Raw genomic sequence first — 9,149 nt, forward strand, 5'->3', positions numbered from 1 at the left:
TTATTTTGAGTAAAAAAAGCCCCTTTGGGGCTTTTTTTATACAATTAATAAAAATAAAACGGGGAAGTAGATAAGTGGCCAATAAAACCAACCTGAGTATTGGTGCGGTGATCGTACTTTTGATTGCTGCGTATTTCGGAATCGATCTTCAAGAAAATCAATTACAAACATCGACACCATCAGTCGCGGTAGAGCCCTCTACACAGACTAGCCAACCGCAAAATCAAGTACTTGATGGCACAGCAAAAATTGCCCAAGCGTTTCAAAACCGGAAAAGTAATATTCAAGTTCAATCACAAGGGCGTGTTGTGGCTGTGCTTAAAGATGATAATGACGGTTCTCGTCATCAAAAATTTATTGTAGAACTCCCTAATGCAATGACAGTTTTGGTTGCACATAATATTGATTTAGCACCACGTATTGAACGCTTACAAAAAGGCGATACCGTTGGTTTCAATGGTGAATACGAATATAGTGAAAAAGGCGGGGTGATCCACTGGACACATCACGATCCACAACAGCGCCATGAAGGTGGTTGGTTAAAACACCAAGGAAAAACCTATCAGTAGTAGAGCAATTTTGTTCTATACGTTTTGCTGAATCGCAGTATGCTGAGTGTTCAGGAGAGGCCAACTCATGCACGAAATCAGACCCAGTGAATTTGTAAATTACCATCATGTTCAAGAACTTGATGGACTTGAAATGTTAAAAGCCTCCTATCAACATACGCAGTTTTCAAAACATACCCATGAAGGCTACTGTATTGGCTTAATTGATGAAGGTGCACAGTCTTTTTTACGTACAGGAAATCAGCATATTGCGCCGCAAGGCGACATTATTTTAGTGAATGCTGATGAGGTACATACGGGTTCTTCTGCTGTTGAAACTGGGTGGTGTTATCGAGCAATTTATCCGACTCCTGAAATGATCCAAGAGGTGAGTCAAGATTTTTTTCATGAAGCCGGTACTATGCCGTGGTTTCCGCAAGCTGTGGTTCATGATGAAGGGCTAGCTGAACAATTGAATTTACTGTTCGATTTGTTGTTACAGCCAAAAAATACACTGTTTAAACAGAGCTTATATATTTCAACTTTGGCTTATTTATTAAGCCGTTATAACCAATCTAAGAAAATATTAAAAGACTTACCCGAAGCACAGCGTAAAGTAGTCTTGGTACAAGAACTACTTGCTGTAGAGCCTGAAAGAGAGCATCAACTGGCCGAGCTCGCCGCTGTCGTCGGGATGAGCCCATGGCATTTATTACGTCAATTTAAAAAGTTTACTGGACTTCCACCTCATGCATGGTTGGTACAGTTTCGATTACGTAAATCTTTATATTTACTTAAACAAGGCTGCGAGATTGCGACAGTCGCACAACTCTGTGGTTTCTCTGATCAAAGCCATTACACTCGTCATTTTAAAAAGTCTTTGGGCTGTACGCCTGCGCAATATCTGGCACATAAAATTTAAAATAACAGCAATTTCATACAAGAAAGCCATTTAAGCCATGCCGCATATTGACTCTAGCGAATTGAAAAATGGAGTCTGTTGTGCAGTCACAATTGATCCAACAAAAAAGTTTAAGCTTTTTCCGTGGTGTACAAGATATGTTGCCGCTTTCAGTCGCCGTTATTCCATGGGGAATATTGGCAGGCTCAGCAGCGATTAATGCGGGCCTGAGTGTCATGCAAGCTGTAGGCATGTCAGCGTTAGTGTTTGCAGGTGCGGCACAATTGGTCAGTTTGAGTATGCTCATGACGGGTGCATCTTTACTGAGTATTCTGATCACCGTATTTTTTCTAACCAGTCAGCACTTTATTTATGCACTGAGTTTAAGAGAGGAGGTGAAGCCATGGTCACTCAAAAGAAGACTGAGCATCGGCTTTTTGCTAACCGATGAACTCTACGCCACCGCGATGCTGAAGGAAAAGCCGTCTTATGCCTATATGTTGGGTGTAGGATTCAGCTTTTATGTCAGTTGGGTGTTGTTTAGTCTAATGGGTATTTTGCTTGCAAATAAAGTACCTGATCTTTCAACTCTCCACTTAGAATTTTCAATTGTGGTGGTGTTCTTGGTTATGGCGGTGATGCTGATTCAAAATAAGGCCGCAATTTATGGCGTGGTGAGTTCCTCGATCATGGTGCTGATTTTGAGTTGGTTAGAAATAGGATCAGCTATTTTGCTGGCTGGGTTTAGTGAGATGTGGGTTGCTGCGCTCTTTGATCAAGCGGAGGACTAAAACATGACCTGGTTATTTGTTTTGAGCTTGACCTGTGTGACCTTTTTTAATCGGTATTTATTTTTAGAGCCTAAAACTCAAATTCGCCTGCCTAACTTTGCGACACGCATGCTGAAATATGCGGCGCCTTGTCTGATGGTTTCGATTTGTTTGCCACTGGTTTTTTTCGAAGGCGGGCACTGGAAAGGGATACTTCAAAATAGTTATTTTTATGGGGCAATTTTTACGTTGTTAATCACTCTTTTGACGAGAAAATTATTGCTCAGTATTTTGCTGAGTTTAGGATTTTTTTACGGTCAGAATCTGTTATTCGATTTCTAGCATTTCATCAGCAAATAGGCCCATAAAATACCGAAAAAAGCATGAAAAAATGCGAGAGCCCGATCTTTTTCATTGCTTTTAAATTTGTGTTGCCCTAAATGCTCACCATTTGCGATTTTTTCTATGTCTATCAAATTGGCGTAGCTTTGATTGGGGAACTAAAAAAGTTGAAAATAGAGCAAATGAGGCGGGGTTTGAGAACTTTGAAGAAATAAGAAGGTTTTCTTTTGAGTTTTGGTTTATAAAACTGCCCTAATTATACAAAAACAAGCAGGGCAATAGTGAATCTAATATCGCAAAAATAGCGCTTAATTTACTAGGTAATTCATAAAATCATTTTAATTTGAAGAATGCTTAAAACTACAGTTCAGGGTGGGTAGAAAAATTGGCTTTGATCAGATAAGAATGAGCCGAGAAAATATTTAATTTTGCTAGTCTTCCACCGCTGTAAAAATATGAGCGCACTCACCTCAAGAAATCAGATCGATGTGATTTTTTCATCTTATTCAAATTGAGCATCTGGGATAGGCAAGTGATGGAGATCGCTCTATTGGGTGTTATGTAAATATGGGGCATTAAAAAAGCCACATTACTGTGGCTTTATTGTCAAATGCGTGTTGTAGGGACGAGTCTTAAGAGTTTGGTCCATCAATACGTTCAATGCTGACTTTCGCAGTACCTGCATTGGTAATACCCAGTTGCTTAGCAGCACCATAAGAAAGATCAAGCACGCGGTTACCGTGGAATGGGCCGCGGTCATTTACTTTAACCACAACACTTTTACCATTGGTTTTATTCGTTACACGAATAAAGCAGTTTAGCGGCAAGCTACGATGAGCTGCAGTTAATGCATTCATATCGAATGTTTCACCGCTTGCTGTTTTACGACCGTGGAACTGACGACCATACCAAGACGCCATGCCCGTTTGACTAAACTTACGTACTGTATTTGATGCAACAGTATTTAACTTTTCAATCACTGAAGGCTCTTCTTCAGGGATCTCAATTTTTGCAGCGATTGTTTCGCGACGAATTTTATCGCCTGAACGTTCAGTGATTGAAAGGCTATTTAAATTTGAGAAGTGTGAGTTGAAGCCTTGAGCATCTTTATTCAAGACACGCGCAGCTAGGCGAGAGTTATCATTATCATTGGTAAATGATGACTGAACCATCTCTGCTTGCGATTGGCTCAGCGCGATGGTCGAGGCAATGGCCAGTATATATTTAAGTGAAGACTGCATTTATAAACTCCAAAAGACAATACTTTTTTCTTTAAACTAAGTGGTTGAAAGATAAAAAAACTTGCCTGTTAATTCACTTTTGCAACAACATTTGACGAAATGGATAATATTCATGCAGTCATAAGCATGTCTAGTGTTTAATTAAAATAATGATAAAAACTACATAAACTGAACATTTTTTGATTAAAAAATAATCAATATTGTAACAATGTATGAAAAATGCCGAAATTTACATCATTTTTAAATATTTTTTTATTGACATCTCAAGCTTGAGTAAAAAGCTAGCCCTATCGGCTAGCAATTTCAGCCCCTAATTGCCACACTGCAGTCGCATACATACGGCTCTTGTTATAGGTCGTAATCACTTGAAAGTTAGGGTAAGTGATGTAATAACTTTGCCCATAATTTTCCTGTAGTTGGATCACATTCACCATATCTAAATCATCGATTTTGACAATCGGATTGGTCGGTTGAATGCCCTGATTTTTTAAAACACCATAAGGCGTCGGTAAAGTTAAATCTTTAGCAATGACCGCTTCAGGATTTGAGCCACTATAGCGTGCTGCGAATCCAATTGGCTGATTACGTTGCCAGCCATGATTTGCTAAATAGTTGGCAATTGAACCAATCGCATCGACAGCTGAATTGCGTAAATCGACATGGCCATTGCCGTCATAATCCACACCAAACTTTGGAATATTGCTAGGCATAAATTGTGGATAGCCCACAGCGCCTGCATACGAACCTACAACCGAGTTGGTTGGCACGCCATCTTTATAGCTCCATGCGATTAAAGCACTGAGTTCATCTTGGAAATATTGCTTACGACGTTCGTAACCAAAACCTAAAGTGGCTAAAGCATCACGAGTGACAAAATTACCTTTATTGCTCCCAAAACCTGTTTCCACCCCTAAAATGCCGAGAATGACTGATTGCGGTACACCAAATTGTTGTTCGGCGCGGTTTAAAGTATCTGCATATTGGGCTTTGAAACGGACACCACGTTGAATGGTGCTTTCCGCCATAAAGTTGGTTTTATATTCGTACCACGGTTTACTTTCGCCAGGGCGGTTCATAATGTTGATGATGTTGGGTACATTTTTAGAACCATTCATCGCCCAATCAACTTGTTCAGCAGACAGCCCATAATTTTGCATGGTTTTTTGTTTAAAGCTGTAATAGTCAGGATGAGAAGCGAAATCGTTGGCTTGGCAAAAACTGGTGATCGACAAAGCGCCAATCAATAAAGGTAAACGTTTAACTTTGTTATAAAAGTTTAAATTTAACATAGAAGTCTAATTTCCAGAGTCGTTATTGGCAGTGAAGCAAAGCGAATAGGGGAATGCCCATAGTTCGCGTTTCTGTTATGTCGAAATTCTTGTGAACGGAGTCTATCGTGAATAGGCTTTAAGATAACATTGTCTGTACTGAAGCGGGCAAATAGGTATACAAAAAAAGACAAACTCAGCCTATATAAAGGACAGATTATTCAAAATGGCGCAGATTTTCAGGCAGAGTATTTACGTGACTATATAAGTCAAGTTTTACTGACTGATATAAAAAGTCTTCTATATATAGAAGCAATTAAAATTGTAGTGTTTAGGGTCTAGTGACAATGACAAAAAGATCTGGTCTCAGCTTATATATGGACTTTATATATGGCTTTATATAAAGACTAAGAAATTACAGCTTAGAAACCAAAATGACCCTACACAAGTAGAGTCATTTTGATCTGAAAAGTCTCGAAGACTTTTAGTACTTAAGCATGAAATAAGGTGTCGTGATATTCAGCCAAAGCTAAAAGTTCATCTTTGGTTAAATTGGGGATGATTTTATTGGCAGCAATATGCACTGCTTTAATGACAGCTGCAGAACTGATATCGGCTGCTTTACGCTTAATCATGCCCAAATCGAGGGTTTTATTAAAGTCATTCATGAAGTGGCGTACAGTCGCTTCAGCAAACTGTTTATACAGTTCGGTTAACGCGGCTTTATCTACTTCATTGCCTGCTTTAATTTCAGCATAGTTATATTTGAGGCTGGTCACTAAGCTTGCTTCTAATGCTTCACCCACACGGTACTGATCTTCAGCATCTTTAAACAAGCTTTTTTCAGAAAACTGAATCGATGCTTGAACCACATCATTCGATGATTTGCCTAAAAGCTGCTTCAACAAAACCGCAACTGTTGACTTAATATAGCCAGCCAGTTTCTCGGCTGTGTCACGTTTATCACTCGGTGGAAAACGGCGAACTAACTCAGTCAAAATGGCATCAATAATTTCATCATTGATGAGGAGTGCTGTTTTATCTCGAAGTGGATATAAAGGTTCACTTGAGTCTTTCTTCTGCTGAGCAGTTTGAATAGTCTGTAAAAGTTCAGTCGATGGAATAAAACCAAAAAATGGCATCGTGTATTAACCTCAATGTTCTTTATTTTATTGTCGCGCCAATCGAATTGGGCGGGGCATCCATGACACATCTGACACACGACAAGGGTTAATGTCTAAACCACCACGGCGTGTATAAGCTGCGTACACCATCAGCTTTTCAGGTTTCAAATTTTGCCAAATATCGGCAAATATTTGTTCCACACATTGTTCGTGAAAACCGTTGTGCTGACGATAAGAGATAATATAAGCCAGTATACTGTTATAACAAGGCTTTTTACCTTTATATCGGATAAATACCGTGCCCCAATCAGGCTGTCCAGTGACTGGACAGTTACTTCTGAGTAAATGCGAGTAAATCTGTACTTCAACATCTTCCGCAGCGTCATCTAATGCCAATAGATTTGCATTGGGATGATTTTCCAATTGGGTTGGAGTCAGTTCATCTATACAGGTACCTTCAGGTTGACTAATTTCCACATCATCGACATGAAAAAGATCAATTTGGACATCTGCGCCAGCCGCCGCCGATAAATCCTGTTCAACCGTTGCTTTAAATGCCGCTTTAGACTCAAACTGAGTAAAGTTCATGCTATTAAAGTAGAGTTTTAATGACTTTGACTCAATGAGGTTGGGCGAGGTGGCAGGCAGGCTGATGAGACCAATGGCAACTTGCGGAACACCATGGTGATTTAACCAAGAAATTTCAAAAACATGCCACCAGTCTTTACCTTGTTGAATACCTTCAACATGCGCATAGTGCTCACGTGCTGTAGCACGAGCAATAGGAAAAAGAATATCGGGTTGATAAGTTGTAGGGTAATTGGTGTCTTTACCCAAAAGAGAATGTTCTACACTCATTATTCACGCATTCCTGAACCACGAGAAAGTAAATAGTAAGCAATGCCATAAAGCACTGCACAGCATATGGTCATAACAGATAGGGAGACGACGACGTTAACATCGCTATGACCTAAGATACCGAAACGAAAAGCATTGACCATATATACAATCGGATTGATCAACGATAAATTTTGCCAAAAAGGGCTGAGTGCTGAAATGGCATAAAATACGCCACCTAAATAAGTTAAAGGCGTCAGCACAAAGGTTGGGATAATGGAGATGTCATCAAAAGATTTGGCATACACCGCATTGATAAAACCACCCAGTGAAAATAAGAACGAGGTGACCAAGACGGTGTAAATGGTAACAAACCAATTGGTAATATAAAGGTCAGTAAAAAATAAACTCATGGCCGTCACAATGATACCGACCAAGACCCCGCGACAGACACCGCCTAAAACAAAGCCCCATAAAATGGCATGCAAAGGTACAGGACTCATGATCAGCTCTTCAATACTTTTTTGAAATTTGGCACTAAAAAAGCTCGAAGAAACGTTAGCATAACTGTTGGTAATCACCGCCATCATAATCAGCCCAGGCACGATGAACTGCATATAGCTAAATCCGCCCATCTCGCCAATACGAGAACCGACCAAATTACCAAAAATTACGAAATACAAACTCATGGTAATGGCAGGCGGAAGCAAGGTTTGTGGCCAGATGCGCATAAAGCGACGAATTTCTTTATGCACCAGAGTATATAAAGCTACGCTAAGTTGATTTAAGTTCATGGCGTAGTTCCTTCGAGATTTTTTTCGACCATCTTCACAAACAGTTCTTCTAAACGGTTGGATTTGTTCCGCATACTACGAACTTGGATCCCTTGCGATTCGAGCAATTGAAATAAGTCATTGAGGGTATGCGCTCTATCCATAGTCACCTCTAAAGTCACGGCGTCGACTAAATGGAAACGAACCCCAATAATGTCGATATGAATTGGTTCAATCGGTGCGGCCAAATCAAAAATAAAGGTTTCCTCATTGAGTTGATTGAGGAAATTTTTCATGCTGGTGTCTTCTTTAATCACACCACGGTCAATAATGGCAATTCGACGACAGAGCATTTCTGCTTCTTCTAAATAGTGTGTGGTTAAAATGATCGATGTGCCTTTATTGTTCATTTCTGTGAGGAAGTCCCACATCGAACGACGTAGCTCAATATCAACCCCTGCTGTGGGTTCATCTAAAATAAGGAGTTTCGGTTCATGCATCATGGCACGGGCAATCATTAGGCGACGTTTCATACCGCCTGAAAGCATACGGGCTTGAACACCGCGTTTTTCCCATAAGCCGAGTTTTTCTAAATATTCTTCGGCACGAACTTCTGCAATTTTTTTAGGGATTCCATAATAGCCCGCTTGTGTGACTAAGATATCGAAGGTTTTTTCAAACTGACCGAAGTTAAACTCTTGGGGTACAACTCCTAAGCACTGTTTGGCTTGAGAGGGGTGTGTATCGAGATTATGTCCAAAAATTTCGACAGTGCCTGAGGTTTTCTTGGTCAATGAGCTGATAATACCAATCGTTGTAGATTTGCCTGCACCATTTGGTCCAAGAAGGGCATAGAACTCGCCTTCAGGAACAGTTAAATCGATGCCTTTTAAAGCCTGAAACCCATTTTTATAGGTTTTGGACAAATCCCTTAACGTCAATGCATCAGTCATGAAATTCTCGAATGATTAATAGTGGCACTATTGTGAGCGATTATGCCTAATAAACCAAGTAATCTACTCGCAATTCTGTGTTGCAGATATGGAACATTGTATAAAGCATAAGCAGGAAAATCACTCTAAGCTAGATAGATGCTTTACCTTGTGATTTTTTTTGATATGATGTGCTCGCGCGCTCATAGCTCAACTGGATAGAGTACAGGTCTCCGAAGCCTGTGGCGTGGGTTCGAGTCCCGCTGAGCGCACCATTTTCTTATTGTATTCCTTCCGAAGTTATCTAAAATATATTAAAAATCTCTGTACACGACAAATTTCACAGAACCCTTATCCTATCAGGATTCTGCTTTCTTAAAATTGCCAAAATTTCCTTAAACTCTTCTTTTTTC

At 39.9% G+C, this 9,149-nt stretch carries 10 protein-coding genes and 1 tRNA gene; 5 read left to right on the forward strand and 6 right to left on the reverse strand.

The features are described from left to right. Positions 1 to 74 precede the first annotated feature (74 nt). The 4 genes from AXW61_RS07820 (at position 75) to AXW61_RS07835 (ending at position 2,561) form a co-directional block, all read left to right on the forward strand. Positions 75 to 569, forward strand: a complete 495-nt coding sequence (locus AXW61_RS07820; RefSeq protein WP_062033926.1) for a DUF3465 domain-containing protein — start codon at positions 75 to 77, stop codon at positions 567 to 569. 67 nt (positions 570 to 636) lie between these two features. Further along, complete coding sequence (locus tag AXW61_RS07825) at positions 637 to 1,470, forward strand: AraC family transcriptional regulator (RefSeq protein WP_062033927.1); 834 nt, start codon at positions 637 to 639, stop codon at positions 1,468 to 1,470. A 68-nt stretch (positions 1,471 to 1,538) separates the two neighbouring features. Next, positions 1,539 to 2,240, forward strand: coding sequence for an AzlC family ABC transporter permease (locus AXW61_RS07830; protein ID WP_062033928.1), 702 nt, complete (start codon positions 1,539 to 1,541; stop codon positions 2,238 to 2,240). Positions 2,241 to 2,243: 3 nt separating this feature from the next. Next, a complete protein-coding gene (locus AXW61_RS07835; RefSeq protein WP_062033929.1) occupies positions 2,244 to 2,561 on the forward strand; it encodes an AzlD domain-containing protein in 318 nt (105 codons plus the stop codon). Between the two features lie 632 nt (positions 2,562 to 3,193). Here AXW61_RS07835 and AXW61_RS07840 read toward each other — a convergent pair. The 6 genes from AXW61_RS07840 to AXW61_RS07870 all read right to left on the reverse strand — a co-directional run bounded on the left by AXW61_RS07840 (position 3,194) and on the right by AXW61_RS07870 (position 8,757). Further along, positions 3,194 to 3,802 (reverse strand): septal ring lytic transglycosylase RlpA family protein, encoded by a 609-nt coding sequence (locus AXW61_RS07840; protein WP_004695839.1) that lies wholly within the window; start codon positions 3,800 to 3,802, stop codon positions 3,194 to 3,196. A 287-nt stretch (positions 3,803 to 4,089) separates the two neighbouring features. Then, positions 4,090 to 5,091, reverse strand: coding sequence for a lytic murein transglycosylase B (mltB, locus tag AXW61_RS07845; protein WP_062033930.1), 1,002 nt, complete (start codon positions 5,089 to 5,091; stop codon positions 4,090 to 4,092). Between the two features lie 470 nt (positions 5,092 to 5,561). Next, positions 5,562 to 6,212 carry a hypothetical protein gene (locus AXW61_RS07855; RefSeq protein WP_062033932.1) on the reverse strand — a complete coding sequence of 217 codons (651 nt, stop codon included), beginning with the start codon at positions 6,210 to 6,212 and terminating at the stop codon, positions 5,562 to 5,564. Positions 6,213 to 6,239: 27 nt separating this feature from the next. Further along, a complete protein-coding gene (gene queF / locus AXW61_RS07860; RefSeq protein ID WP_062033933.1) occupies positions 6,240 to 7,052 on the reverse strand; it encodes an NADPH-dependent 7-cyano-7-deazaguanine reductase QueF in 813 nt (270 codons plus the stop codon). Further along, the gene (locus AXW61_RS07865; RefSeq protein WP_004982514.1) at positions 7,052 to 7,825 is read right to left on the reverse strand and encodes an ABC transporter permease; all 774 of its coding nucleotides are present in this window, start codon (positions 7,823 to 7,825) and stop codon (positions 7,052 to 7,054) included. The genes queF and AXW61_RS07865 overlap by 1 nt, the downstream gene beginning before the upstream one ends. Further along, the gene (locus tag AXW61_RS07870) at positions 7,822 to 8,757 is read right to left on the reverse strand and encodes an ABC transporter ATP-binding protein (RefSeq protein ID WP_004695849.1); all 936 of its coding nucleotides are present in this window, start codon (positions 8,755 to 8,757) and stop codon (positions 7,822 to 7,824) included. The genes AXW61_RS07865 and AXW61_RS07870 overlap by 4 nt, the downstream gene beginning before the upstream one ends. Positions 8,758 to 8,935: 178 nt before the next feature. Between AXW61_RS07870 and AXW61_RS07875 the strand changes: the two genes are divergently transcribed. Continuing rightward, positions 8,936 to 9,011: transfer RNA gene (locus tag AXW61_RS07875), tRNA-Arg, on the forward strand. Positions 9,012 to 9,149: the final 138 nt, after the last annotated feature.

Origin of the sequence: Acinetobacter sp. BMW17, from assembly GCF_001592855.1 — a bacterium.
GTDB classification, from domain to species: domain Bacteria; phylum Pseudomonadota; class Gammaproteobacteria; order Pseudomonadales; family Moraxellaceae; genus Acinetobacter; species Acinetobacter johnsonii.

Bases quoted from the DNA above. Each gene is read 5' to 3' on its own strand.
- AXW61_RS07870 (WP_004695849.1), bottom strand. From the start codon at position 8,757: ATGACTGATGCATTGACGTTAAGGGATTTGTCCAAAACCTATAAAAAT.
- AXW61_RS07835 (WP_062033929.1), top strand. From the start codon at position 2,244: ATGACCTGGTTATTTGTTTTGAGCTTGACCTGTGTGACCTTTTTTAAT.
- mltB (WP_062033930.1), bottom strand. From the start codon at position 5,091: ATGTTAAATTTAAACTTTTATAACAAAGTTAAACGTTTACCTTTATTG.
- AXW61_RS07865 (WP_004982514.1), bottom strand. From the start codon at position 7,825: ATGAACTTAAATCAACTTAGCGTAGCTTTATATACTCTGGTGCATAAA.
- AXW61_RS07840 (WP_004695839.1), bottom strand. From the start codon at position 3,802: ATGCAGTCTTCACTTAAATATATACTGGCCATTGCCTCGACCATCGCG.
- AXW61_RS07830 (WP_062033928.1), top strand. From the start codon at position 1,539: ATGGAGTCTGTTGTGCAGTCACAATTGATCCAACAAAAAAGTTTAAGC.
- AXW61_RS07825 (WP_062033927.1), top strand. From the start codon at position 637: ATGCACGAAATCAGACCCAGTGAATTTGTAAATTACCATCATGTTCAA.
- queF (WP_062033933.1), bottom strand. From the start codon at position 7,052: ATGAGTGTAGAACATTCTCTTTTGGGTAAAGACACCAATTACCCTACA.
- AXW61_RS07855 (WP_062033932.1), bottom strand. From the start codon at position 6,212: ATGCCATTTTTTGGTTTTATTCCATCGACTGAACTTTTACAGACTATT.